22 protein-coding genes and 2 tRNA genes are annotated in these 25,045 nt (G+C 49.6%); 19 read left to right on the top strand and 5 right to left on the bottom strand.

Annotated features, from left to right (window positions below; genetic code table 11):
• Positions 1-12 precede the first annotated feature (12 nt).
• On the top strand, positions 13-2,628 hold the full coding sequence (gene adhE / locus RRV97_RS08070) for a bifunctional acetaldehyde-CoA/alcohol dehydrogenase (RefSeq protein ID WP_315611221.1): 2,616 nt from the start codon (positions 13-15) through the stop codon (positions 2,626-2,628).
• Positions 2,629-2,890: 262 nt separating this feature from the next.
• Here the strand turns inward: adhE and leuS are convergent, their stop codons facing one another.
• On the bottom strand, positions 2,891-5,611 hold the full coding sequence (gene leuS, locus RRV97_RS08065; protein WP_315611220.1) for a leucine--tRNA ligase: 2,721 nt from the start codon (positions 5,609-5,611) through the stop codon (positions 2,891-2,893).
• A gap of 210 nt (positions 5,612-5,821) precedes the next feature.
• Here leuS and dnaJ point away from each other — a divergent pair, with 210 nt between their 5' ends.
• From dnaJ to RRV97_RS08050, 3 genes are all read left to right on the top strand, one after another.
• Complete coding sequence (gene dnaJ / locus RRV97_RS08060; RefSeq protein ID WP_254345310.1) at positions 5,822-6,979, top strand: molecular chaperone DnaJ; 1,158 nt, start codon at positions 5,822-5,824, stop codon at positions 6,977-6,979.
• A 297-nt stretch (positions 6,980-7,276) separates the two neighbouring features.
• Positions 7,277-7,855, top strand: a complete 579-nt coding sequence (locus RRV97_RS08055; RefSeq protein WP_315611219.1) for a TMEM165/GDT1 family protein — start codon at positions 7,277-7,279, stop codon at positions 7,853-7,855.
• Position 7,856: 1 nt separating this feature from the next.
• Positions 7,857-8,516 (top strand): TIGR01621 family pseudouridine synthase, encoded by a 660-nt coding sequence (locus tag RRV97_RS08050; RefSeq protein WP_315117506.1) that lies wholly within the window; start codon positions 7,857-7,859, stop codon positions 8,514-8,516.
• Between the two features lie 63 nt (positions 8,517-8,579).
• On the opposite strand, the gene RRV97_RS08045 is transcribed toward RRV97_RS08050, so the two are convergent.
• The gene (locus RRV97_RS08045) at positions 8,580-9,506 is read right to left on the bottom strand and encodes a LysR family transcriptional regulator (RefSeq protein WP_003748251.1); all 927 of its coding nucleotides are present in this window, start codon (positions 9,504-9,506) and stop codon (positions 8,580-8,582) included.
• Positions 9,507-9,681: 175 nt separating this feature from the next.
• Here RRV97_RS08045 and RRV97_RS08040 point away from each other — a divergent pair, with 175 nt between their 5' ends.
• From RRV97_RS08040 to RRV97_RS08015, 6 genes are all read left to right on the top strand, one after another.
• The gene (locus RRV97_RS08040; RefSeq protein WP_315611218.1) at positions 9,682-10,431 is read left to right on the top strand and encodes a Nif3-like dinuclear metal center hexameric protein; all 750 of its coding nucleotides are present in this window, start codon (positions 9,682-9,684) and stop codon (positions 10,429-10,431) included.
• Between the two features lie 123 nt (positions 10,432-10,554).
• On the top strand, positions 10,555-11,136 hold the full coding sequence (petA, locus tag RRV97_RS08035; protein WP_004518903.1) for a ubiquinol-cytochrome c reductase iron-sulfur subunit: 582 nt from the start codon (positions 10,555-10,557) through the stop codon (positions 11,134-11,136).
• A gap of 18 nt (positions 11,137-11,154) precedes the next feature.
• A complete protein-coding gene (locus RRV97_RS08030; protein ID WP_003681866.1) occupies positions 11,155-12,504 on the top strand; it encodes a cytochrome b in 1,350 nt (449 codons plus the stop codon).
• 14 nt (positions 12,505-12,518) lie between these two features.
• Positions 12,519-13,307 (top strand): cytochrome c1, encoded by a 789-nt coding sequence (locus RRV97_RS08025; RefSeq protein ID WP_003748257.1) that lies wholly within the window; start codon positions 12,519-12,521, stop codon positions 13,305-13,307.
• A gap of 214 nt (positions 13,308-13,521) precedes the next feature.
• Entirely contained in the window at positions 13,522-14,127 is a 606-nt protein-coding gene (locus RRV97_RS08020; protein ID WP_003685910.1) for a glutathione S-transferase N-terminal domain-containing protein, read from the top strand.
• A gap of 11 nt (positions 14,128-14,138) precedes the next feature.
• Complete coding sequence (locus RRV97_RS08015; RefSeq protein WP_070850837.1) at positions 14,139-14,543, top strand: ClpXP protease specificity-enhancing factor; 405 nt, start codon at positions 14,139-14,141, stop codon at positions 14,541-14,543.
• A gap of 139 nt (positions 14,544-14,682) precedes the next feature.
• Here RRV97_RS08015 and RRV97_RS08010 read toward each other — a convergent pair.
• The 3 genes from RRV97_RS08010 to RRV97_RS08000 all read right to left on the bottom strand — a co-directional run bounded on the left by RRV97_RS08010 (position 14,683) and on the right by RRV97_RS08000 (position 16,099).
• Positions 14,683-14,758, bottom strand: a tRNA-Ala gene (locus RRV97_RS08010).
• Between the two features lie 6 nt (positions 14,759-14,764).
• Positions 14,765-14,841 (bottom strand) — tRNA-Met (locus RRV97_RS08005).
• A gap of 106 nt (positions 14,842-14,947) precedes the next feature.
• Positions 14,948-16,099, bottom strand: coding sequence for a class I SAM-dependent methyltransferase (locus RRV97_RS08000; RefSeq protein ID WP_315611217.1), 1,152 nt, complete (start codon positions 16,097-16,099; stop codon positions 14,948-14,950).
• Between the two features lie 402 nt (positions 16,100-16,501).
• Between RRV97_RS08000 and mraZ the strand changes: the two genes are divergently transcribed.
• The 9 genes from mraZ (at position 16,502) to RRV97_RS07955 (ending at position 25,045) form a co-directional block, all read left to right on the top strand.
• Positions 16,502-16,957, top strand: a complete 456-nt coding sequence (gene mraZ / locus RRV97_RS07995; protein WP_003748265.1) for a division/cell wall cluster transcriptional repressor MraZ — start codon at positions 16,502-16,504, stop codon at positions 16,955-16,957.
• Positions 16,954-17,916, top strand: a complete 963-nt coding sequence (rsmH, locus tag RRV97_RS07990) for a 16S rRNA (cytosine(1402)-N(4))-methyltransferase RsmH (RefSeq protein ID WP_315611216.1) — start codon at positions 16,954-16,956, stop codon at positions 17,914-17,916. The genes mraZ and rsmH overlap by 4 nt, the downstream gene beginning before the upstream one ends.
• Positions 17,917-17,978: 62 nt before the next feature.
• The gene (gene ftsL, locus RRV97_RS07985; RefSeq protein ID WP_003681879.1) at positions 17,979-18,242 is read left to right on the top strand and encodes a cell division protein FtsL; all 264 of its coding nucleotides are present in this window, start codon (positions 17,979-17,981) and stop codon (positions 18,240-18,242) included.
• Between the two features lie 74 nt (positions 18,243-18,316).
• The gene (locus tag RRV97_RS07980; RefSeq protein WP_315611215.1) at positions 18,317-20,065 is read left to right on the top strand and encodes a penicillin-binding protein 2; all 1,749 of its coding nucleotides are present in this window, start codon (positions 18,317-18,319) and stop codon (positions 20,063-20,065) included.
• 26 nt (positions 20,066-20,091) lie between these two features.
• Positions 20,092-21,570 carry a UDP-N-acetylmuramoyl-L-alanyl-D-glutamate--2,6-diaminopimelate ligase gene (locus tag RRV97_RS07975; protein WP_315611214.1) on the top strand — a complete coding sequence of 493 codons (1,479 nt, stop codon included), beginning with the start codon at positions 20,092-20,094 and terminating at the stop codon, positions 21,568-21,570.
• Between the two features lie 180 nt (positions 21,571-21,750).
• A complete protein-coding gene (locus RRV97_RS07970; protein WP_315612253.1) occupies positions 21,751-22,272 on the top strand; it encodes a M23 family metallopeptidase in 522 nt (173 codons plus the stop codon).
• Positions 22,273-22,296: 24 nt separating this feature from the next.
• Positions 22,297-23,151, top strand: coding sequence for a peptidase (locus RRV97_RS07965; RefSeq protein WP_315611213.1), 855 nt, complete (start codon positions 22,297-22,299; stop codon positions 23,149-23,151).
• On the top strand, positions 23,151-23,681 hold the full coding sequence (locus RRV97_RS07960) for a hypothetical protein (protein WP_315611212.1): 531 nt from the start codon (positions 23,151-23,153) through the stop codon (positions 23,679-23,681). Before RRV97_RS07965 ends, RRV97_RS07960 begins: the two co-directional genes overlap by 1 nt.
• Positions 23,678-25,045 carry a UDP-N-acetylmuramoyl-tripeptide--D-alanyl-D-alanine ligase gene (locus tag RRV97_RS07955; RefSeq protein WP_315611211.1) on the top strand — a complete coding sequence of 456 codons (1,368 nt, stop codon included), beginning with the start codon at positions 23,678-23,680 and terminating at the stop codon, positions 25,043-25,045. Before RRV97_RS07960 ends, RRV97_RS07955 begins: the two co-directional genes overlap by 4 nt.

The raw sequence follows: 25,045 nt of genomic DNA, 5'->3' as shown, positions 1-25,045 counted from the left end.
AGGAGATACACCATGAACGCATCAGCCGACAACGTCGTCAGCCCAGCCGTAGCCGAGGTAAACAGCCTGGTTGACAAGGGTTTACGGGCATTGGACGAGTTTCTTAAGCTCGATCAGGAGCAGATTGACTTTATTGTTGCCAAAGCCTCTATCGCCGCGCTGGACAAACATGGTGTACTCGCCATGCACGCGGTTGAAGAAACGGGACGCGGCGTGTTTGAGGATAAGGCGACGAAAAACCTGTTTGCCTGCGAAAACGTCGTGCGCCGCCTGCGCGATTTGAAAACCGTGGGCGTCATCAGCGAAAACGATGTAACCGGTATTACTGAAATTGCCGATCCGGTCGGCGTGGTTTGCGGTATTGTGCCGACGACCAATCCGACTTCCACCACCATTTTCAAATCCCTGATTGCGCTGAAAACCCGCAATCCGATTATTTTCTCGTTCCACCCGTCCGCCCAGCAGTGTTCCGCCCATGCCGCGCGTATCGTGCGTGATGCGGCGATTGCGGCCGGTGCGCCGGAAAACTGTATCCAGTGGATTGAAAAGCCGTCTATGGAAGGCACTTCCGCGCTGATGAAGCATCCGGGCGTGGCAACGATTTTGGCGACCGGCGGCAATGCGATGGTGGAAGCCGCGTATTCTTGCGGCAAACCTGCGCTCGGCGTCGGGGCGGGCAACGTACCTGCTTATGTTGAAAAAACGGCGGACATCAAACAAGTGGCACACGATATTGTGATGTCGAAATCTTTCGACAACGGCATGGTGTGCGCCAGCGAGCAAGCGGTAATTGCCGATAAAGAGATTTACAAAGAGTTGGTCGAAGAGTTCAAATCCTACGGCGTGTACTTTGCCAACAAAAAAGAAAAAGCCATGCTCGAAGAGTTTATCTTCGGCGTAACGGCGAATTGCGCCAGCTGCGGCGGCGCGAAACTCAATTCTGCGGTAGTGGGCAAACCGGCAGCATGGATTGCCGAGCAGGCCGGGTTTAAGGTACCTGAAAAAACCAACATCATCATCGCCGAATGCCGCGAAGTCGGCCCGAACGAGCCGCTGACCCGCGAAAAACTTTCTCCTGTGTTGGCCATGATTAAGGCGGACTCGACCGAACAAGGTTTGAAGTTCGCAGAAGAAATGGTTGCCTTTGACGGCTTGGGGCACTCCGCCGCCATCCATACCGCTAACGAAGAATTGGTCAAAACGTTCGGCTCCCGCGTCAAAGCGCTGCGCGTGATTTGGAATTCGCCTTCCACCTTCGGCGGCATCGGCGACGTGTACAACGCCTTCCTGCCTTCTCTGACCCTCGGTTGCGGCTCTTACGGTAAAAACGCCGTCGGCGGCAACGTCAGCGCAGTCAATCTGTTAAACATCAAAAAAGTAGGCCGTCGGAGAAACAACATGCAATGGTTCAAAGTGCCCGCCAAAATCTATTTTGAACGCGATTCCATCCAATATCTGCAAGACATGAAAGACTGCGAAAAAGTTATGATTGTGACCGACCGTTCGATGGTTGATCTGGGCTTTGTCGATAAAATCACCCACCAACTGCATCAACGCAAAAACAAAGTGACCATCCAGCTGTTTACTGATGTCGAAGCCGATCCGAGCGTCCAAACCGTCTATAAAGGCACGGATTTGATGCGCAGCTTTCAGCCGGACACCATCATCGCACTGGGCGGCGGCTCGCCAATGGATGCGGCAAAAGCCATGTGGCTTTTCTACGAGCAGCCGCAAGTCGATTTTGAAGATTTGGTGCAAAAATTCATGGACATCCGCAAACGCGCGTTCCGCTTCCCTGAATTGGGCCGCAAAGCCAAATTTATCGGCATCCCTACCACATCGGGCACAGGCTCCGAAGTCACGCCGTTTACCGTCATCAGCGACGGCGACAAAAAATATCCGATTGCCGACTACTCGCTGACACCGACCATTTCGATTGTCGATCCTGCGTTTACCATGACCGTTCCGGCAGGCGTAACCGCCGATACCGGTTTGGACGTACTGACCCACGCCGTAGAAGCATACGTTTCCGTACTGGCGAACGACTTTACAGACGGCCTTGCCCTGCAAGCCATCAAGCTCGTGTTCCAATACCTCGAACGCTCTTACAAACACGGTGCAGCCGACCCCGAAGCGCGCGAGCATATGCACAATGCTTCCACCATCGCAGGCATGGCGTTTGCCAATGCGTTCTTGGGTATCAACCACTCGATGGCACACAAAATCGGCGGCAAATATCACGTTCCGCACGGTCGCGCCAACGCCATCCTGCTGCCGCACGTCATCCGCTACAACGGCACGCGCCCGCAGAAAACCGCCACTTGGCCGAAGTACAACTACTACAAAGCCGATCTGAAATATCAGGAAATCGCCCGTACTTTAGGCTTGCCATGCAGCACACCGGCAGAAGGTGTCGAATCCTTCGCCCGCGCCTGCCATGAACTGGCGGTCAACGTTGGCATCAAAATGTCGTTGAAAGAGCAGGGCATCGATGAGAAAACCTTCCTCGACGGCAGAAAAGAGCTGGCCATGATGTCTTTTGAAGACCAATGCACCCCGGCCAACCCACGCCTCGCCATGGTGGCCGATATGGAAGAAATCCTGACCAAAGCCTATTACGGCGAATAAAATCGGGCAGTTAAAAAGGCCGTCTGAAACCTGAATATAGGGTTTCAGACGGCCTTTCTTTATTCGGCTAAACCTTGTTTTTATCAAAGCTAAGGTTTTCATTTGAATACGATGGTTCAAAAAATATCTTTATGATTTTGATTTAATTGAAAACCTTACGTTTAAATAAAATAACGGTTGGGCTTGAAAGCTAAAATAAAAGGCCGTCTGAAAACCAAGTTTCAGACGGCCTTTATCCGTATGGCTAAACCTTAAAAGTGGTTTAGACGACGATATTCACCAAGCGTCCGGGAACGACGATGATTTTCTTCGCAGGTTTGCCTTCCATGAATTTCACTGCGCCTTCGTTGGCAAGGGCGGCGGCTTCGAGGTCGGCTTTGGATGCGTCGGCGGCGACGGTGATTTTGCCGCGCAGTTTTCCGTTGACTTGAACCATCACTTCGATTTCGGATTTGACCAAGGCGGCATCATCGACTGTCGGCCAGCCTGCTTCCCACAGTTTCGCGCCGTTCAATTCGCTCCACAGGGTTTCGCAGATGTGTGGAACAATCGGCCACAACAGGCGTACGGCGGCTTCCAATACTTCTTGGGCGACGGCGCGGCCTTGTTCGTTGCCGGTGTCGGTTTTGTCGTATTGGTTGAGCAGTTCCATCACGGCGGCGATGGCGGTGTTGAACTGCTGGCGGCGGCCGTAGTCGTCGCTGACTTTGGCGATAGTGGAATGCAGTTTGTGGCGCAGGTCTTTGAGTTCTTTAGACAAACCGTCTTGGCTGCCTGCGAACGCTTTGACTGCTTCGCCTTGCTTCAGGTATTCGTAAACGGTACGCCACAGGCGGCGCAGGAAGCGGTGCGCGCCTTCGACGCCGCTGTCGCTCCATTCGAGGGACTGTTCGGGCGGTGCGGCAAACATCATGAACAGGCGGGCGGTGTCCGCGCCGTAGGCGTTAATCAGTTCTTGCGGATCAACGCCGTTGTTTTTGGACTTGGACATTTTTTCCGTGCCGCTGATGACGACGGGCAGGCCGTCGGCTTTTAGAACGGCGGAAACAGGGCGGCCTTTGTCGTCGAAAGTCAGCTCGACATCGGCAGGGTTGATCCAGTCTTTGCCGCCTTTGTCGTTTTCTCGGTAGTAGGTTTCGCAAACGACCATGCCTTGCGTCAGCAGGCGTTCAAACGGTTCGTCAACATTGACCAAACCTTCGTCGCGCATCAGTTTGGTGAAGAAACGCGCGTACAAGAGGTGCAGAATCGCGTGTTCGATACCGCCGATGTATTGGTCGACCGCACCCCAGTATTTCGCGGCTTCAGCCGATACCATGCCTTCTGCGAACTTGGGCGACATGTAGCGGAAGAAGTACCAGCTCGATTCCATGAAGGTGTCCATGGTATCGGTTTCGCGTTTCGCCGCGCCGCCGCAGCATGGACAGGTGGTTTCGTAAAATTCGGGCATTTTTGCCAGCGGCGAACCCATGCCGTCGGGTACGACGTTTTCAGGCAGGACGACCGGCAGTTGGTCGGCTGGGACGGGTACGTCGCCGCATTTTTCGCAATGGATGATAGGAATCGGGCAGCCCCAGTAGCGTTGACGCGAAATACCCCAGTCGCGCAGGCGGTATGTGACTTGTTTTTCGCCTAAGCCTTGTGATTCTAAATCCTCTGCAATTTGCTCCATTGCTTCAAAAGAACTTAAACCATCATATTTTCCTGAATTTATCAGATTGCCATACATTGAAAAAGAAGGGTTCCAGCCTTGTTCCCATAACATTTCCAAAGGCATTGCTGCAGGGGGATGTGAATTATTTAAATGATCTTGATCTTTTTGTTTTTGCCATTCGGCTTTAGAAGGTGGGTTATCACCATATGGCATAATAACAGGTTTGATAGGTGGCAATTTATCAGCATATTTTTTAGCGAACTCGAAATCGCGTTCGTCGTGCGCCGGAACCGCCATCACAGCGCCGTCGCCGTAGCCCCACAATACATAGTTGGCAATCCACACTTCCAGCTTGTCGCCGTTGAGCGGATTGACGACGTAGCGGCCGGTCGGTACGCCTTTTTTCTCCATCGTCGCCATGTCGGCTTCGGCAACGGAGCCGGCTTTGCATTCAGCGATAAATGCCTGCAATTCGGGTTTGTCGGCGGCTGCGGCGGTTGCCAGTGGATGCTCGGCGGCAACGGCAACATAAGTCGCGCCCATCAGTGTGTCGGGACGGGTGGTATAAACTTGCAGGAATTTCGCGTAATCGCCTTCCAAGCCTTGTTTGCTGTCGTCTGAAACGGCGAAGCGCACGGTCATACCGCGAGATTTGCCGATCCAGTTGCGTTGCATGGTTTTGACTTGTTCCGGCCAGTGTTCCAGCTTGTCCAAGTCGTTGAGCAGCTCTTCGGCGTAATCCGTGATTTTGAAGTAATACATCGGGATTTCGCGTTTTTCGATCAACGCGCCCGAACGCCAGCCGCGTCCGTCGATGACTTGCTCGTTGGCCAATACGGTTTGGTCGACAGGGTCCCAGTTTACCGTGCCGTTTTTGCGATACACGATGCCTTTTTCAAACAGCTTGGTAAACAGCCATTGTTCCCAGCGGTAGTATTCGGGTTTGCAGGTGGCGACTTCGCGCTCCCAGTCAATCGCAAAACCCAGGCTTTTGAGCTGGGTTTTCATGTATTCGATGTTGTCGTACGTCCAAGCGGCGGGGGCGACGTTGTTTTTCATCGCCGCATTTTCCGCAGGCATACCGAACGCGTCCCAACCCATAGGCTGCATGACGTTGAAGCCGTTTAAGCGTTTGAAGCGGCTCAATACATCGCCGATGGTGTAGTTGCGCACATGCCCCATGTGCAGTTTGCCGCTGGGATAGGGGAACATGGAGAGGCAGTAGTATTTGGGTTTAGAAGCGTCTTCGGAGACGTTGAAAATACGCTCGTCGTCCCATTTTTTCTGCGCCGCAGGCTCGATGGCGGCGGGCTGGTAATGTTCTTGCATGGTCATTCTGTTTTTCGCTTGAAAACGTTGGAAAAAATAAAGATGGGATTATAGCAGGTTGTCGGGCCTGTCGGTTTGACAAAGGCCGTCTGAATGTTTGGATGTCGGAAAAGCACAATTTCAGACGGCCTTGAAAATACTGACTTGAGTTTTTGATACTCGCCCACATATCCCACCCAGTTTGAATTCATTCTTAACACTATCAAAATTATGAGCAATAAAGATTTTTACGAAACACTTGGTGTTGCCCGCAGCGCTAGCGACGATGAAATCAAAAAAGCCTACCGCAAGCTGGCAATGAAATACCATCCCGACCGCAACCCTGACAATAAAGAAGCGGAAGAAAAATTTAAAGAAGTCCAAAAAGCTTACGATACCTTGTCAGACAAGGAAAAACGCGCCATGTACGACCAATACGGCCATGCCGCGTTTGAGCAGGGCATGGGCGGCGGCGCGGGCGGATTCGGCGGTTTTGGCGGGTTCGGCGGCGCGCAAGGCTTCGATTTTTCCGATATTTTCAGCCAAATGTTCGGCGGTGGCGGCAGCGCAGGCGGCCGTCAGCCGGATTACAGCGGCGCAGACTTGAAGGTCGGCATAGAGATTTCGCTTGAAGAAGCCGCCAAAGGCGTGAAAAAACGCATCAACATTCCGACTTACGAAGAATGTGATGTTTGTCACGGCTCAGGTGCCAAACCGGGCACATCCGCATCGACTTGTTCGACCTGTCACGGCTCAGGTACGGTACAGGATCGCATAGCCATGTTCCAAATGCAGCAGACTTGTCCGACTTGTCACGGTACAGGCAAAGAAATCAAAGATCCCTGCGTCAAATGCCGTGGCGAAGGCCGCACCAAAACCAGCAAAACGGTTGAAGTCAACATTCCGGCAGGCATCGACGACGGTCAACGCATCCGCTTGAGTGGCGAGGGCGAGCCGGGTCAACACGGCGCGCCGGCAGGCGATTTGTACGTCAATGTCCGCGTGAGACAGCACAAAATCTTCGAGCGCAACGGCTTGGACTTGCATTGCGAACTGCCGATCAGCTTTGCCATTGCCGCATTGGGCGGCGAAGTCGAAGTGCCGACTTTGGACGGCAAAGTCAAACTGCACATCCCGAAAGAAACGCAAACCGGCCGCCGCATGCGCGTGAAAGGCAAAGGCATCAAGTCCCTGCGTTCCAGCTCGACCGGCGATTTGTACTGCCACATTTTGGTTGAAACTCCGGTTAACCTGACCGACCGTCAGAAAGAGTTGCTGGAAGAATTTGAAAAAATCTCCTCCGGTCTCAATCTCAGCCAAACCCCGCGCAAGAAATCGTTTTGGGAAAAAGTAGGCGAAAAAGTAGGCGATTTGTTCTCCGATAATTAATCGCTGTGAAAAAGGCCGTCTGAAACCTGATTGAATGAGGTTTCAGACGGCCTTTTGTTTTTCTTTTTGTTGCTTCAAGCCATGGTTTGCCTTACAATGCGCGCTTCACTCTTACGGGAGTAGCCATTCGGCGCAATGCCGAAACCGTTGTCAACATAATCGGCTTGTGCGGCCGTGGCAGCGGTATCTTCTCTGCTTTATCGGAAGACAGGCAAGACGTAAGCGTTGTCCATACCCTTGCGGGCGGTATGCACAGCGCTTTTTGTTTGCTCGCTTTTCGGTTGAGTATCTTAAATCATGGAAGCTTTTTTCTCCTCGACGCTGGGCGTTGCCATTGCCGAAATCGGCGATAAAACGCAATTGCTGGCGCTCTTTTTGGCAGCACGTTTTGCCCACAAAAACGCGATTGTTGCCGGTATCTTTGTTGCAACCCTGTTGAACCATCTTGTTTCAGCCGCACTCGGCGTCTGGCTGGCATCCGCTATTTCGCCCGAAGTCATGAAATGGGTGGTCGGCGGCAGCTTTATTGCGGTCGGTTTATGGCTGCTGTTGCCGGACAAAGACGAAGACCCTGACGGCAAGTGGCTGAAATACGGCGCATTTACGGCGACTGTCGTCCTGTTTTTCTTGGCGGAAATCGGCGACAAAACGCAAATTGCGACGGTTCTTTTGGCCGCAAAATACCAATCTATCCTGTTCGTCGTGGTCGGCAGTATTGCCGGTTTGATGATTGCTTCTGTGCCTGCCGTGTATTTGGGCGAAATGCTGATGCGCAAAATTCCGGCCAAAGCAGTGCGCATTGCCGCATGTATCTTGTTCTGCCTGCTGGGTATTTTGACCCTGCTTGGCGACGGTATCGTGTTGAAGGCCGTCTGAAATGTGGGACCTTGTTTTTGAACACAAAGACTTTGTGGTCATCAATAAGCCTTGCGGCATATCGGTGCACAGCGAATCGGAAGGGGAGGTTTGCCTGACCGCATCGCTGGCGCAGCAGCTCGGCGTTGAACGCGTGTGGCTGGTTCACCGTTTGGACAAAGCCACCAGCGGCCTGTTGTTGCTTGCGCTCAACCGTGACAGCGCGGCCGCTTTATCGGCGCAGTTTGCCGAGAAAACCATGCGTAAAACTTATTTGGCACTCGGTACGCACAAGCCGGCGAAGAAGCAGGGTTGGGTGAAAGGCGGTATGGCGCGTTCGCGGCGCGGTACATGGAAGCTGACGCGTGACGAGGATAATTTTGCCGTTACCCGTTTCAGCAGCCAAAGCCTGAAGCCCGGTTTGCGCCTGTTTGTGTTGCAACCGTTTACCGGCAAAACCCATCAGCTGCGCGTGGCCATGAAAAGCATAGGCAGTCCGATTTTGGGCGATACGCTGTATGGCGGCGATGAGGCGGAACATCTGTTTCTGCACGCTTGGCGTTTGGTTTTCGACTATCGCGGTGAGCATTTCGATATTCGGGTCGCGCCCGATAAAACATGGCCGTCTGAAATCGATTTGTCGGCGTGTTTGGGTTCGGATGAATCCGAAGAGAAGCAGTGAAATTTTTGTATATTGAAAAGGCCGTCTGAAAATTGTTCAGACGGCCTTTTGATTGTTTCAAGTTTACATTTCCAATTCGCTCAAGCCCGGCAAGTCGGCAAAACAGCGGTCATGCGTGATTTGGCAGAAGTTGTCCAGATAGCCTTTGTTGGCGTCTTCCGTGCGAATGGCGGCATAAAGTTTGCTTTGCAGGCCGTCTGAAGTGATTTTGCGATGAACGACGTAGCCTTTTTCCAAATACGGCATGACCGTCCAGTAGGGCAGGGCGGCGATGCCGCGTTTGCTGGCAACCAATTGAATAATGGCAATGGTCAGCTCGCTGTGGCGGCGCGGCGGATTAATGCCTTTGGGCAGCAGCACTTTTTTGGGCAAATCCAGCATTTCGTCGGGGACGGGATAAGTAATCAGGGTTTCGTCGATAAAATCTTCCGCTTCCCAAACGTCTTTGTCGGCAAGCGGGTGGTCTTCTGCGCAGATGCCGACCATTTCATAGGCAAACAGAGGGCGGTAGCTGATGCCGTTGAGCGGCTCGGCTTCGGAAACGATGGCAAGGTCGGCGCGGTGTTGCAGCAGCAGCCCGACCGGATCGGCTTGGAAACCGGAAACGATGTCCAATTCGACTTGCGGCCATAAGGGGCGGAACTCGCCCATGGCAGGCATCAGCCAATCAAAGCAGGTGTGGCATTCGACGGCAAGTCTGAGTTCGCCGGCTTCGCCTTCGATAATCCGCACCAAATCACGTTCGGCGGCGGCAACCTGCGGCAACAGTTCACGCGCCAGTTGCAATAGGCGCATACCGGCAGGGGTGAAGCGCAAAGGTGTGGATTTGCGTTCAAACAACGGCGTTTCGTAATAATTTTCCAAGGCGCGGATTTGGTGCGACAGGGCGGATTGGGTCAGGAAAACCCGTTTGGCGGCAAGGGAAACGCTGCCGGTTTCTTCTAAAGCCAGCAAGGTTTTGAGATGACGCAATTCGATAATAGAGTCCATGTGTTTTCAGACGGCCTGTGGGTAAGGTGGCGTATATTAAAATAATTCATGATGATGTGCAAATGATTAATGTTGGGAATGATTGCTGAAATCGGAATGTAAGAATTTGAGGCATAAACAGATTTTGCGGTTAGAATGCGAAGCTGTTTTTGAAGATAGATATAAGGAGCGGAATATGGCTTTACGCCGCGAAATTCTGGCTTGGTGCGATGAGACTTTGCAGGTCGGGCTGTTTAAGGACTATGCGCCCAACGGTTTGCAGGTCGAAGGCAAAGAAGAAATTGCCAAAATCGCCACTTCGGTTACCGCCAGCAAAGCGGCAATTGATTTTGCCGTAGAGCAGGGGGCGGATCTGCTTTTGGTTCACCACGGTATGTTTTGGAAAAGCGAGCCTGTCACGATTACCGGTTGGAAAAAAGCACGCATTGAAACCTTGCTGCAACACCAAATCAATATGGCGGGCTACCACCTGCCACTGGACGCACACCCGCAATTGGGTAATAACGCGCAGTTGGCCGAGAAACTCGATTGGGTACTCGAAAAACAATTCGGCGAGCAAAACCTGTTGAATACAGGTCGTCTGAAAACCACGCAAACGCTGGCGCAATTGTCTGAACGCATTGAGGCGGTATTTGACCGCAAGCCGACCGTTATCGGCGATCTTGAGCGCGAAATCAAACGCATTGCCTGGTGCAGTGGCGGTGCGCAGGGATTTTTTCAGACGGCCGCAGACGAAGCTGTCGATGCGTATCTGACTGGTGAGATTTCCGAAGCGCAATATCATCTTGCCAACGAAACGGGTGTGGCATTTATCAGCGCCGGACATCATGCGACAGAACGTTACGGCGTCCGCGCCTTAGGTGATGCCGTGGCAGAAAAATTCGGTATCGAAGTGGTTCACTTTGATGAAAACAACCCTGCCTGAGTATTGAGCAATATCATAAAAACTTTACCTTATTTTAAATAATGCTTTGAGTATTACAACAAACTAGGTAGAATTACGCTGTTTAATGGCTCGGTATTCCCAAAAATTTAGGACGACTGAATAATGGATAATCAAGAAATCAACAACGGCCGCCGCCGTTTCCTGACACTGGCTACTTGCGGTGCAGGCGGTGTGGCGGCTCTGGGCGTAGCTACGCCCTTCGTGGCCAGCTTCTTCCCATCGGAGAAAGCTAAGGCTGCCGGTGCTGCTGTCGAAGTAGATGTCAGCAAAATCGAAGCAGGCCAAATGCTGACTGCCGAATGGCAGGGTAAACCGATTTGGCTGGTCAACCGCACAGATCAACAGCTCAAAGACTTGAAAAGTTTGAATGGCGCAGTTACGGATCCTAATTCCGAAGTGGATCAGCAACCGGAATACGCTAAAAACGAGCACCGTTCGATCAAGCCGAACCTCCTCGTCGCTATCGGTATCTGTACCCACCTGGGTTGCTCTCCGACTTACCGTCCCGACATTGCTCCCGCCGACTTGGGCGCAGACTGGAAAGGCGGTTTCTTCTGCCCTTGCCACGGTTCGAAATTCGACATTGCAGGCCGAGTATACAAAGGTGTTCCTGCACCGACCAACTTGGTTGTACCGCCTTACAAATATCTGAGCGATACAACTGTTTTGGTGGGCGAAGACTAAAAATAAGGAACGATAATTATGGCAAACCAAACCAATAGCAAAGCAAAAGCATTGTTAGGCTGGATGGACGCTCGCTTCCCTCTGTCTAAAATGTGGAATGAGCATTTGGCTCAATACTATGCGCCGAAGAACTTCAACTTCTGGTATTACTTCGGCTCTTTGGCCCTGCTTGTCCTTGTGATTCAAATCGTCAGCGGTATTTTCCTGACCATGAACTACAAACCGGACGGCAACCTGAACGCCTACCATCTGCCTGCTGCCTTTACCGCAGTAGAGTACATCATGCGCGACGTGTCCGGCGGTTGGATTATCCGCTACATGCACTCCACCGGCGCATCTTTCTTCTTCATCGTCGTTTATCTGCACATGTTCCGTGGTCTGATTTACGGTTCGTACAAAAAACCCCGTGAATTGGTGTGGATTTTCGGTTCCCTGATTTTCTTGGCATTGATGGCAGAAGCCTTTATGGGTTACCTGTTGCCTTGGGGTCAAATGTCCTTCTGGGGTGCGCAGGTAATTATTAACCTGTTCTCCGCCATCCCTGTTATCGGTCCTGATTTGTCCACTTGGATTCGTGGTGACTTCAACGTTTCCGACGTTACTTTGAACCGCTTCTTCGCCCTGCACGTTATCGCAGTACCTCTGGTATTGCTTGGCTTGGTCGTGGCTCACATCATCGCCCTGCACGAAGTGGGTTCTAACAACCCTGACGGTGTTGAAATCAAGAAAAACAAAGATGAAAACGGTATCCCACGCGATGGTATCCCATTCCATCCTTACTACACCGTTAAAGACATCTTGGGCGTCGTTGTATTCCTGATTGTCTTCTGTTCTGTGTTGTTCTTTGCGCCTGAAGGCGGTGGCTACTTCCTCGAAGCGCCAAACTTTGATGCAGCGAATGCGCTGAAAACACCTCCGCACATTGCGCCGGTATGGTACTTCACTCCGTTCTACGCAATTCTGCGTGCGATTCCTTCCTTTGCCGGTACTCAGGTATGGGGCGTAATCGGTATGGGTGCAGCAGTTGTCCTGATTGCCCTGTTGCCTTGGTTGGATAAAGGCGAAGTTAAATCTGTCCGCTATCGCGGCCCAATCTTCAAAACTGCGTTGGTTCTGTTCATCATTGCCTTCATCGGTTTGGGTATTTTGGGTGCAATGGTAGCAACTGATACTCGTACTTTGGTTGCACGTATCCTGTCTTTCGTCTACTTTGCATTCTTCCTGGGTATGCCGTTCTATACCAAACTGGATACTAACAAACCAGTTCCTGAACGCGTAACCATGAGCACTACTAAACAAAAAATTATGTTCTTTGTTTACGTCGGTATTACCGTTGTTGGTGCTTACTTGTTTGCAACCAATATCTGATGAGGGCAGCGAAAATGAAACAAACTCTGAAAAACTGGTTTGCTGCCTTATTGCTGGCAGTGCCTATGAGTGCAGCCGTAGCCAGCGGCGGCCATGCAAACTATGAAAAAGTCGATATCGACCTGCGTGACCAAGTCAGCCTGCAGCACGGTGCGCAAATCTTTACAAACTACTGTTTGTCTTGCCACTCTGCAAGCGGTATGCGCTTCAACCGTCTGAAAGACATCGGTTTGACTGAAGATGAAATCAAGAAAAACCTGATGTTCACAACAGACAACGTTGGTGATGTCATGGTAGCGGCAATGGATCCGAAAGATGCTTCCAAATGGTTGGGTGCACCTCCGCCAGATTTGACCCTGATCGCCCGTTCTAAAGGTGCGGACTACCTGTACGCTTATATGCGCGGCTTCTATAAAGACCCAACTCGTCCGACCGGTTGGAATAATACCGTTTTGGCCGGCGCGAGTATGCCTCACCCATTGTGGGAGCAACAAGGTGTTCAAGCCGTTGAATTGGATGCCAAAGGTCAGCCCGTTATGATTAAAGACGAGCATGGCAACCTGACTCCTAAACTGTATTGGGAATCTACCGGTCTGCACAGTCGTCGTCTGCCTAACGGTAAAGTAATCCAAAAAGAGTACGATGCTTATGTGCGCGATTTGGTAAACTACCTGGTATACATGGGTGAGCCTGCTCAATTGCAACGTCACCGTATCGGTTACATGGTTTTGACATTCCTGTTTGCCGTAATGTTGCCGTTGGCGTACTTCCTGAAAAAAGAATTCTGGAAAGACGTTCATTAATTCTTTTGAATCAAAAAGGCAAACCTGTTTCAGGTTTGCCTTTTTTGTTTGCTTGATTAATTTATGTCGAATTAATGAAAATCTAAAAATTACTTAATATAAACAGCGCATTATTTTAAATTTCTGGATTAAGTATTTGAAATTATGTATAATTCTTTCTGAATTTTTATAAGGCTTAAGGCCGTCTGAAAAGATTGATCAGGAGTAGAAGATTATGATGACTTTGTATTCGGGTATTACTTGTCCATTCAGCCAACGTTGCCGTTTTGTGCTGTACGAAAAAGGCATGGATTTTGAAATCAAAGATGTGGACGTGTTCAATAAACCTGAAGACTTGGCTTTGATGAACCCGTATAACCAAGTACCGGTCTTGGTTGAGCGTGATCTGATTTTGCACGAATCAAACATCATCAATGAATACATTGACGAGCGTTTCCCTCATCCTCAATTGATGCCGGGTGATCCTGTTATGCGCGGTCGCGGCCGTTTGGTGCTGTACCGTATGGAAAAAGAACTGTTCAGCTTGGTGCAAGTGTTGGAAAACCCTGAGTCCACCAATAAAGAACAAGCTAAAGCGCGTGAAGCCATTGGCAATGGCTTGACTCTGCTGGCACCGTCTTTTGCTAAAAACAAATATATTTTGGGCGATGACTTCTCTATGATCGATGTTGCCTTGTCCCCGCTGCTGTGGCGTTTGGACTATTACGACATCAAGCTGGGCAAATCTGCCGCACCTTTGCTGAAATACGCGGAACGTATTTTCCAACGCGAAGCCTTCATTGAGGCATTGACTCCGGCTGAAAAAGCCATGCGCCGTTAAAGGATGGGTTTATGGCAACTTCAACCAAACCGTATTTGTTGCGCGCTTTGTATGAATGGTGCTTGGATAATAACCAAACACCACACATCGTCGCTTGGGTAAACGAACATACCCGCGTTCCGATGCAGTATGTGCGCGATAATGAGATTGTTTTAAATATTGGCCCTACTGCCAGTCATAATTTAAATATCGACAACGAGTGGGTCAATTTCTCTGCGCGTTTTTCCGGCGTAGCGCACGAGATTTGGATTCCGGTCGGTCATATCGTCAGTATATTTGGCCGTGAAAGTGGGGAGGGTATGGGTTTCGAGGTAGAACCATATCAGCCTGCTTCTACCAGTCCTGCTGCAACGGAAGATAAAAAAGCTGAATCTGCGGAAGAAAAACCGAAAAAAGTATTGAAGCTTGTGAAGTAATCAAAGATAAAAGGCCGTCTGAAATGTTTCAGACGGCCTTTATTGATTAGGTATTGAAGGGAAGCTCTGATGCCTTATCTGGTTATTAATTAAGCCAAACAAAAAAGCCCTTGTGTTTAACAAGAGCTTTTTTGTTTAGTGGTGGAGGTAAGCGGGATCGAACCGCTGACCTCTTGCATGCCATGCAAGCGCTCTACCAACTGAGCTATACCCCCGAAATTTGGTGGCGAATCAGGGATTCGAACCCCGGACACAAGGATTATGATTCCTCTGCTCTAACCGACTGAGCTAATTCGCCGTTTCGTGAAGTCGCTATTATAGTTTTTTTTGAATATTTAGCAAGCGCTAATTTTGGTTTTTTTTATTTCTTGTTGTTTTTAAAAAATAAAAAGTAGATGGTCGAGTTATAGTTTATGGCAAATATCGCCGTGAACGAAGCCTGTCCAATCAATATCGATGTCTCTGCCGAAAGCGATTACTTTAAAAAGCTCGCCCATTTCGTGCTGATGGATCAGTTTTTGTACTGCGGCGGCGGCTTGGATGTATTCAATTGAGTCCGGACTGCCGATTTGAGCCAGTAGATCAGTGATGCCGAGATTGAGCAGGAAATAAGATTGGGGCAGGTAGCCGATTAAATCCAAACCTGATTCCGTGCTGGCGCGTGCAATATCGGTGAAATTGACATGTGCAGTCAGATCGGTCAGGCCGATGTTGAAAAATGGGTCGTGGATGGTGTGGTGGCGATAGTGGCCGATAAATGTGCCTTCTTTGCGTTGCGGATGGTAATACTGGGCGGCATCGAAGCCGTAATCGATAAATATCATGCCGCCGCGCTGCAATTTGGCGGACAGGGTTTGGATAAAGGCATATTGTGCCGGATGCAGCTCGCTTGTGTATGAAGGGAGGGGAGGGAAATACAAGGCGGCTGTTTGTATCAGTTCGGCTTGGGCCAATGGTCTGATGGCTTCGATTAGCTTGTCATTCTCTAAGCTGACACCGATTTGTTGAAACCCTTCATCTTGATAAATCAAGCGTTCCACCGGCATGGCATCCAATACTTCGTTGCCGATAATGATGCCGTCAAAGTGTTCGGGTAATGCGGTGAGGTGGATGACTTTTGCAGCTGCTTCGGGAGATGTGTGCTCAAGAATATGTTGACGTTGTCTTTCTGCAAGCTCTGCCGACAGCTCAATAATGTAGTAATGATTTAGGCCGTCTGAAAGATTTTGTAACAAAGTAGCGGCAAGATGGCCTGTGCCTGCACCAAATTCGTAGATATTGCCTGCTGTTTGCGGCAGTAATTCGGTAAGTTGTCTGGCAAGGGTTTGTCCGAATAAGGGGGAGAGGGTGGGGGCGGTAATGAAGTCGCCGTCAGTACCGATTTTATGGCTGCCTCCGCTGTAATAGCCGTATTTAGGTGTGTAAAGGGCAAGCTCCATGAAACGGGAGAAAGGTATCCAGTTTTGATGTTGTTCAATTTCGTTTTTTATGAGCTTAGTCAGGTGTGCTGAAGAGGCTTGTGCATCAGGGGAAGGGAGGGGGAGTTGTAGCTTCATGACTGTTAGATAATGTAAAAAAATTGAATTTGTTTGTATATTATAGCCCCTTGTAAGAGGGGTGGTAATCGGGTATAAAAATACTATATGTAGTATTTTTATATTATAAATACTACTACATGTAGTATTTAATGCTAAATGGGATACTTAATAAATCTATATGTCATGCATTATTACATATATAACTAATTGAATTTAAAGTATTTAGTGTTTTATTTCAGATAAAAAACAGATTTGACCTAGTTGCCAAAATTTCTTATAGTGTCGGTTAGTGGGGCATAGTGGGTGAAAGTGGTTACTTTTTCCTAAAAAGTGTTCCGTGAAAGTGAAAACGAAATATTTTAGGAAGGTGGGATTTTTAATCCCACTCTGTTTATATTTTAATCGAATTTGGGGTGTGATGTGTTTGGCGGTGCTCATGAATTGAGTATGGACAGTAAAGGGCGGTTGGCGATTCCTGCCAAATTCCGCGATATTTTGCTGCGCCGTTATACGCCTGCAATTGTGGTCACACTGGATTCCCGAAAAAAATTATTGATGTACCCGGAGCCTGTTTGGGAAGAAAAAGCCGAGCAGATTTTGAAGTTGAAAGTAGCCGGCAATGAATCTTTGCAACGGTATCAGAATCTGCTGCTGCACAATGCGGAGATTTTGGAGTGGGATAGCGCCGGACGCGTTTTGATTCCGGCGAATCTGCGCAAACGCGTGGATTTTGAAAAAGAAGTTACTTTGGTTGGCCGTGCAAACCGTATGGAGTTGTGGGGCCGCGAACATTGGGAAGAGGAAATGAATCAGGCTTTGGATATCGATCCTGACGAATTGGCTTTCCAATTGAGTCAAACGGATTTGCAATTGTGAGTAAAGTTGAAAATTATCAGCATGTTACTGTCTTGTTGCATGAGGCGGTGGACGCGTTGGCAATCCGTGAAGACGGGATTTATGTGGACGGTACGTTCGGTAGGGGAGGACATTCCCGGCTGATTTTGTCGCGTTTGGGTGAGCAGGGTCGTTTGGTTGTTTTTGATAAAGACCCCGAGGCAATTGCGGTAGCCAATGAGTTGGCAGCGCAAGATAAGCGTGTCAGTGTCGTACACAATGGTTTTGAAACATTTCAGACGGCCTTGGATGAATTGGGCATCGATAAGATTGACGGTGCGCTTTTTGATTTGGGGATTTCGTCGCCGCAAATTGACGATGGCAGCCGCGGATTCAGTTTCCGCTTTGATGCGCCGTTGGATATGCGGATGGATCCGACTCGCGGGATGTCTGCGGCAGAATGGATTGCAACCGCATCCGAACAGGATTTACACGAGGTAATTAAGAATTATGGTGAAGAGCGGTTTAGTCGCCAGATTGCGCGCGCCATTGTTGCGCAACGCGAGGAGAGTCCCATTGATACAACCCGCAAGCTGGCGCAGCTTGTGGCGCAAAACGTCCGTACTCGTGAGCGCGGACAAGACCCTGCAACGCGCACCTTCCAAGCAGTTCGCATCTTTATTAACCGAGAGCTTGAAGAGGTAGAGGCAGTTTTGCCGCAAGTTGCAGGCCGTCTGAAAGAGGGTGGACGCTTGGCTGTCATTGCGTTCCATTCACTGGAAGACAGAATTGTGAAGCAGTTTATTAAAAAATATTCGCAACATGCGCCATTGCCCCGTTGGGCAGTGGTTAAGGAAGCAGATTTGCCTCAGCCGCCTTTGAAGGCTGTGGGCAAGGCAATCAAACCGGGTTCGACAGAGACTGAAGCTAATCCGCGTGCGCGCAGTGCAGTTTTGCGTGTGGCGGAGCGAAGCAGTGGCAAATTTTCGGTTGTCGACTAGGGAAAGCGTTTCGGCATTGTCGCAAGGGATGTTTCTGTTGGCAGGCCGTCTGAAAGTTTGAAATGGGTAAGTTGAATATTTTATTACTGGTTTTGGTGACGGTTTCGGCCTTTGCCGTAGTGTTTAAGCAAAACCAGTCGCGCTTGCACTTTATCGAGTTGGATAAGGCGCAAAAGCGGGAAATTCAGTTGGAACAGGATTACGCGCGCTTGAAGCTGGAGCAGGCAAGATTGGCCAACCACAAACTGATTAAAGTGGCGGCCGAAAAGCAACATCTGCTTCCGCCGGGTGCGCATAATACGGCTATGCTGGAACGCAAAAAATAAGAATATAGCCTTGTTTTCAAGGTGTTTACGGGAATTAATAGCTCACTGAGCAGCTAAGTCATGAGAAGTCCAACATGTTAATTAAGAACGAATATAAACCTCAAATGCTGTCTGGAACCACAAAAACAAAAAAACCGCTGACAAGTAACGGACGTATCGGTTTGGTGCTGGGTGCTGTTGCGCTGGCATTTACCGGTCTGTTGGTGCGCGGGGTTTATCTGCAAACCAGTCAGCATGAGTTTTTGAAAAATCAGGGCGACCAACGTTTTGTGCGCACGCTTCCGCTGCCTGCATCACGCGGTATGATTACCGACCGCAATGGTGCTACATTGGCGTTGAGTGCGCCTACCGAATCATTGTATGCCATGCCTTCCGGTATGGAGGAAATGCCGACTGACGAGCAGTTGGAGAAACTGTCTGCCATTGCCGATGTGCCTGTTGAAGTGTTAAAAAATAAATTGTCTAAAAAAGACAAAGGCTTTATCTATCTGAAACGTCAACTCAGCTACGAGAAAGCAGAAGAAATCAAAGTATTGGGCATTAAAGGCATCGCCTTCCAAAAAGAATTGAAACGCCATTACCCGATGGGCAATCTGTTTGCGCACGTTATCGGTTTTACCAATATCGACGGCAAAGGTCAGGAGGGCTTGGAGCTTTCCCGTGAAGACAGCCTGCGCGGTGAAGATGGCGCGAAAGTCGTATTGCGCGACAATAAAGGCAACATCGTAGACAGCCTCGACTCTCCGCGCAACAGCGTGCCTAAAAACGGCCAAGACATGATTTTGTCTTTGGATCAGCGCATTCAGACGCTGGCTTATGAGGAGTTGAACAAAGCTGTGGCTTATCACAAGGCCAAAGCGGGTACGGTTGTGGTATTGGATGCGCAAACCGGCGAGATTTTAGCGTTGGTCAACAGCCCGGCTTACGATCCAAATCAACCGGGTCAAGCCAATAGCGAACAGCGCCGCAACCGCGCCGTAACCGACATGATCGAACCTGGTTCTGCCATGAAGCCGTTTACTATTGCCAAAGCATTGGATTCCGGCAAAGTGGATGCAACCGATACATTCAATACCCTGCCTTACAAAATCGGTCCGGCTACCGTACAAGATACCCACGTTTATCCTACTTTGGATGTGCGCGGCATTATGCAAAAATCTTCCAACGTTGGTACCAGTAAACTTTCTGCCATGTTTACGCCTAAAGAAATGTACGATTTCTATCATGATTTGGGTGTGGGCGTGCGCATGCATTCAGGCTTTCCTGGTGAGACTGCAGGTTTGTTGAGAAGCTGGCGCAGATGGCAAAAAATCGAACAGGCAACCATGTCTTTCGGTTATGGCTTGCAATTAAGCCTGTTGCAATTGGCGCGTGCCTATACTGTCTTGACCCATGACGGCGAATTGTTGCCGGTCAGCTTTGAAAAACAAGCGGTTGCCCCTAAAGGCAAGCGCGTCATCAAAGCCTCTACTGCGAAAAAAGTGCGCGAGTTGATGGTTTCCGTTACTGAAGCCGGCGGTACCGGTACTGCCGGTGCGGTAGATGGTTTCGACGTAGGTGCAAAAACCGGTACGGCGCGCAAACTGGTCAATGGCCGCTATGTGGACAACAAACACGTCGGTACATTCATCGGTTTTGCTCCGGCTAAAAATCCACGCGTGATTGTGGCCGTTACCATCGACGAACCGACTGCCAACGGCTATTACGGCGGCGTGGTTGCCGGTCCTGTATTCAAAGAAGTCATGAGCGGAAGCTTGAACATCTTGGGCGTTTCTCCAACCAAGCCTTTAAGTAATGCCGCTACTGTCAAAGTACCGTCATAATCCAAACAATCAAAGAGATATTGTTTATGTTCAGCAAGTTAACCCCCTTGGCTGAAACCAACTTTCCGCCTCTGCTGTGTGAAAACGCAGCAGGGCGTTTGTTGCATTCAGACAGCCGACAAATTAAACAGGGTGACATTTTCGTTGCCTGTCAGGGCGAATATACAGACGGCCGCAGCTATATTCCTGCTGCCATTGCCAACGGCGCGACCTTTGTTTTTTGGGATGATGACGGAAAATTTGCGTGGAATCCCGAATGGAACGTTCCCAATCAAGGCATTAAAGATTTAAAACATCGTGCCGGTATGTTGGCGGCGCAAGTTTACGGCAACGTTTCAGACGGCCTCAAAGTTTGGGGCGTAACCGGTACCAACGGTAAAACCTCCATCACACAATGGCTGGCGCAAGCTGCCGATCTATTGGGCGAAAAAACCACCATTATCGGTACGGTCGGCAATGGCTTTTGGGGTGCATTGGAAGAAACCACGCATACCACCCCCGCCCCCGTCGATGTCCAAACCCTGCTCTACCGTTTCCGTCAACAAGGCGCAACAGCCGCCGCGATGGAAGTCTCCAGCCACGGCCTTGACCAATCGCGTGTCAACGGCGTGCCATTCTGCAGCGCAATCTTTACCAACCTCACCCGCGACCACCTCGACTATCACGGCACCATGGAAGCCTATGGCGCCATCAAGTCGCGTCTGTTTTACTGGCATGGCCTGCAACACGCCATCATCAATGTCGATGATGAATACGGTGCGGAACTCGCAGGCCGTCTGAAAAAAGACTGTCCCGATTTAGCCGTTTACGGCTATGGTTTCAGCGAACACGCCGATATCCGCATTACCGATTTCACCGCTTCTTCAGACGGCATGGAAGCCGTATTCCAAACCCCATGGGGCGAAGGAAAATGCCGCACTCGTCTGCTCGGACGGTTCAACGCGCAAAACCTCGCCGCCTGCATCGCTTTGCTTTGTGCCAACGGTTATCCGCTTGATAAAGTATTGGCTGTACTGGCAAAAATCCGTCCCGCCTCAGGCCGCATGGACTGCATCATGAACAGCGGCAAGCCCCTGGTCGTCGTCGATTACGCCCACACACCTGACGCATTGGAAAAAGCACTCTCCACCTTGCAGGAAATCAAACCTCAGGGTGCGGCTTTATGGTGCGTATTCGGCTGCGGCGGCAACCGAGACCGTGGTAAACGCCCATTGATGGGCGCAGCAGCCGTGCAGGGCGCAGATAAAGTTGTCGTAACCAGCGACAACCCACGCTTGGAAAATCCGCAAGACATCATCAACGATATTTTGCCTGCCGTCCCTAATCCTGAACGCGTCGAAGTTGATCGTGCCGTTGCCATCCGTTATGCAGTTGAGCAGGCTGCCGAGAATGACATCATCCTGATTGCCGGTAAAGGGCATGAAAACTATCAGGATGTACAAGGCGTGAAGCACCATTTCTCCGATTTTGAAATCGCAGAAAAAGCATTGGCAGAGCGCGGATAGACCATATCACAAATGTTCAGACGGCCCGAAACCTTAAGGCCGTCTGAAAAAGATTTAACCATACAAAACAAAAGCAAAACGATACACGCATTACGGCACGTCAGCCATTAAACCCATCACAGTTGTTTGTTCCAGAAGACTTTTTAACAAGGCCGTCTGAACAACAAGGAGACCGATTTGATGCTGAAAATGCCGACAAAAACCTTATTAATCAGTGCAGCCGTAGTTTTATTCGCTGGCTGTGCCACCAAACAACTTCCGCGCCCTACTGCCGAAATCGAACAATTGAGGGCGCAACAACCTCCGGCCGAGCAAAGCCTGCCCAATCCTGTTAAAGGCAAACGGTTTGATGATACTTGGGGTGCGGCGCGCAGTCAGGGGCGCAGGCATGAAGGTGTGGATATTTTTGCTAAGAAAAACACGCCGATACGCAGTACCACGCCCGGCATAGTCACCAAAATCGGGCGCAACCGATTGGGCGGTAAAGTCATCGGCATCCAAGGGCCGGGTGCGTGGCATTATTATGCCCACCTGAATAAATTTGCCCGTATCCGCCTGTATGAGCGAGTAAAAGAAGGGCAGGTCATCGGCTATGTCGGTAAAACCGGCAATGCCAGAACCACACCGGCCCACCTGCATTACGGCGTGTATCTGCCAAACGGCGCGGTGAATCCGTATCCGCTGATTAATCAGAGCAGATAGGCCGTCTGAACAATATTTGAGAGTATGAACGCAAAGAAATTGGTTAAGGCAACGAATATCGTCGGCATGGTGGCAGTCGTGCTGCTGGTGTACTGGGTATTTGTTCTGATTCTATCCAATGTTTTCGGGCTTAAGGTATTCCGCGAATACATTACGGAAATTTTCCTGATGAGTATTTTGGGGATTTTTGCCGTGATGGCGGGTGCTTTGATATTGAACATCATGCTGAATTTGACCCGTATTGCCGAGCGAGGACAAGAGGAAGAAAGCAAAGGCGGTCGGAAAACCTTATATTTGTTGTTGGCCGTATTTCCTGTTTTGGCCGCTTTGCTATTTGGTGGAAATTATCTGACGGTTCAGAAAAAACGTCAGATTTTGACGCAATCGCTAGAGCGTATCGTCAAGGACAATCCATCGCAAATCAATGCCTTGACAGATTATCGTTTTGATTCGGCGTACATCAAAAAAGCGGCGTTAATCCTGGAGTTGATGTCGAAGGAAGATTCTGCCTTTAAAGCGGCTACGGTGATTGTGCCGGATACAATAGGTAATAAACAGGTTTATTTGGCTTTCTCAGCTGATTCCCAGTTAAGTGGGATTGATGAGCAGGCACCTGATACTCAGGGAGTAGGTGATGATAATGGTTTTGTCGTTACTCGGAATGGCAATAAAGAAACAATCAGTAAAACGCAATATCTTTATGCTCCGCATTTGAGCGAGCGTGAATACTTGCAAAGAATATTTGCCGGACAAACAAATGAAATACGTTATGAGGCAAAAGACGGCAATTACAGCCTTTGCCACCCCTACCGCCAAAACAGTAAAACCATTGTATTGTGTTTTTCCGATTACCAGCAGTACGGGAAAATCGGCAGTTGATGAAAGAAATTTATAAAATGAAAAGTTGGTTTTCCAATACATTTCCTGAATATAAAAAATTGCCCCAAAGCGGCAAATTTATGGCATGGCTGACTTTTGTACAGGGCGTGGTTTGGTTGATTCTGGCATCAATTCAGAGTGTGCAGGGACTGATTAACAACATGGCATGGGCTGTGTTTTTTGGGATTTTACTTTTCATTTTGGGTGTATTGGCGTTGTCTGCAGCATGGAATGCGTTTAAATTCCGTGAAGTTGGTTTTAAGAGAATGATATATGTGTACACGCCATGCTTATTGCAGATTGCTTTTGCAAGCGATGTATTTTCTTTTGTATTTTATATAGATAGTGTATTGAAACTATGGTTCAGCCTTACGGTAAATAAGCTTTCTATCGGTATAAATTTTGCCGCTATTCTTTTTATTGTGCTGGCAGGACGCAATTGTCGTCATTTAAAAATGGTTTCCCAAAATACGGATAAAAATGTGGAACCGTTAGAACAAGTAGAACAAGGACAAGAAACACAATCATGAAACCACTAGACCTAAATTTCATCTGCCAAACCCTCGACCTTCCGATGCCGTCTGAAAATCAACCCGTTTCGCGTATTGTTACAGACAGCCGTGATATTCAGGAAGGCGATGTATTTTTCGCGCTTGCCGGTGAGCGCTTTGACGCGCATGACTTTGTTGAAGATGTATTGGCAGCGGGGGCAACGGCAGTTGTGGTTTCGCGCGAAGATTGTGCGGCTTTGAAAGGCGCGCTGAAGGTTGACGATACGCTTGTGGCTTTGCAAAAACTGGCGAAGGCGTGGCGTGAAAATGTGAATCCGTTTGTCTTTGGTATTACCGGTTCTTCCGGAAAAACGACGGTTAAAGAGATGTTGGCCGGCGTATTGCGTCATCGATTCGGTGACGAAGCTGTGTTGGCGACTGCCGGCAATTTCAACAATCATATCGGCCTGCCGCTGACTTTGTTGAAATTAAACGAAAAACATCGCTATGCCGTCATTGAAATGGGTATGAACCATTTTGGCGAATTGTCTTTGTTGACCCGAATCGCCGGTCCGAATGTTGCTCTGGTCAATAACGCCTTGCGCGCGCATGTCGGTTGCGGTTTTGATGGTGTCGGCGATATTGCCAAAGCCAAAAGTGAAATCTACGAAGGTTTACTTTCAGACGGCATTGCGCTGATTCCGTGTGAAGATGCCAATATCGCTACATTTGAAGCGGCTACTGCGCAATTGAACGCTCAGACTTTCGGCGTTGCCAGTGGCGATGTCCATGCAGAAAATATTGAGTTGAAACCGTTGTTTTGTACGTTTGATTTGGTGCGAGGTAATGAACGTGTTGCCGTGGTCTTGCCAGTCCCAGGCCGCCACAATGTACATAATGCCGTAGCGGCTGCTGCTCTGGCTTTGGCAGCAGGTTTGAGCCTTGCTGAAGTTTCAGACGGCCTGAAGAATTTCAGCAATATCAAAGGCCGTCTGAATATCAAGCAAGGCATTAAAGATGCAACTTTGATTGACGATACTTATAATGCCAACCCTGACAGCATGAAGGCCGCCATTGATGTGCTCGCCGCTATGCCTGCGCCGCGTATTTTTGTGATGGGCGACATGGGCGAATTGGGTGAGGACGAAGCCGCAGCCATGCACGCCGAAGTTGGCGCGTATGCACGGGATAAAGGTATCGAGGCCGCATATTTTGTCGGCGACAACAGCGTTGAAGCGGCAGAGACGTTTGGCGCGGAAGGTTTGTGGTTTGCAGACAAAGATCCGCTGATTCAAGTGTTGAGCCACGATTTGCCTGAACGCGCTACTGTATTGGTCAAAGGTTCACGTTTTATGAAGATGGAAGAAGTGGTTGAGGCACTGACGGATAAAGAGGTTGTCTGA

It is taken from the genome of Neisseria sp. DTU_2021_1001991_1_SI_NGA_ILE_055 (assembly GCF_032342915.1).
Taxonomy (GTDB): domain Bacteria; phylum Pseudomonadota; class Gammaproteobacteria; order Burkholderiales; family Neisseriaceae; genus Neisseria.
This window is presented reverse-complemented; position numbering and strand designations above follow the sequence as displayed.

Bases quoted from the DNA above. Each gene is read 5' to 3' on its own strand.
- RRV97_RS08045 (WP_003748251.1), bottom strand. From the start codon at position 9,506: ATGGACTCTATTATCGAATTGCGTCATCTCAAAACCTTGCTGGCTTTA.
- RRV97_RS07970 (WP_315612253.1), top strand. From the start codon at position 21,751: ATGCTGAAAATGCCGACAAAAACCTTATTAATCAGTGCAGCCGTAGTT.
- RRV97_RS08025 (WP_003748257.1), top strand. From the start codon at position 12,519: ATGAAACAAACTCTGAAAAACTGGTTTGCTGCCTTATTGCTGGCAGTG.
- RRV97_RS07960 (WP_315611212.1), top strand. From the start codon at position 23,151: ATGAAAGAAATTTATAAAATGAAAAGTTGGTTTTCCAATACATTTCCT.
- leuS (WP_315611220.1), bottom strand. From the start codon at position 5,611: ATGCAAGAACATTACCAGCCCGCCGCCATCGAGCCTGCGGCGCAGAAA.
- RRV97_RS08015 (WP_070850837.1), top strand. From the start codon at position 14,139: ATGGCAACTTCAACCAAACCGTATTTGTTGCGCGCTTTGTATGAATGG.
- RRV97_RS08020 (WP_003685910.1), top strand. From the start codon at position 13,522: ATGATGACTTTGTATTCGGGTATTACTTGTCCATTCAGCCAACGTTGC.
- RRV97_RS08055 (WP_315611219.1), top strand. From the start codon at position 7,277: ATGGAAGCTTTTTTCTCCTCGACGCTGGGCGTTGCCATTGCCGAAATC.
- dnaJ (WP_254345310.1), top strand. From the start codon at position 5,822: ATGAGCAATAAAGATTTTTACGAAACACTTGGTGTTGCCCGCAGCGCT.
- RRV97_RS07955 (WP_315611211.1), top strand. From the start codon at position 23,678: ATGAAACCACTAGACCTAAATTTCATCTGCCAAACCCTCGACCTTCCG.
- RRV97_RS08050 (WP_315117506.1), top strand. From the start codon at position 7,857: ATGTGGGACCTTGTTTTTGAACACAAAGACTTTGTGGTCATCAATAAG.
- RRV97_RS07980 (WP_315611215.1), top strand. From the start codon at position 18,317: ATGTTAATTAAGAACGAATATAAACCTCAAATGCTGTCTGGAACCACA.
- adhE (WP_315611221.1), top strand. From the start codon at position 13: ATGAACGCATCAGCCGACAACGTCGTCAGCCCAGCCGTAGCCGAGGTA.
- RRV97_RS08000 (WP_315611217.1), bottom strand. From the start codon at position 16,099: ATGAAGCTACAACTCCCCCTCCCTTCCCCTGATGCACAAGCCTCTTCA.
- RRV97_RS08040 (WP_315611218.1), top strand. From the start codon at position 9,682: ATGGCTTTACGCCGCGAAATTCTGGCTTGGTGCGATGAGACTTTGCAG.
- ftsL (WP_003681879.1), top strand. From the start codon at position 17,979: ATGGGTAAGTTGAATATTTTATTACTGGTTTTGGTGACGGTTTCGGCC.
- RRV97_RS07975 (WP_315611214.1), top strand. From the start codon at position 20,092: ATGTTCAGCAAGTTAACCCCCTTGGCTGAAACCAACTTTCCGCCTCTG.
- RRV97_RS08030 (WP_003681866.1), top strand. From the start codon at position 11,155: ATGGCAAACCAAACCAATAGCAAAGCAAAAGCATTGTTAGGCTGGATG.
- petA (WP_004518903.1), top strand. From the start codon at position 10,555: ATGGATAATCAAGAAATCAACAACGGCCGCCGCCGTTTCCTGACACTG.
- RRV97_RS07965 (WP_315611213.1), top strand. From the start codon at position 22,297: ATGAACGCAAAGAAATTGGTTAAGGCAACGAATATCGTCGGCATGGTG.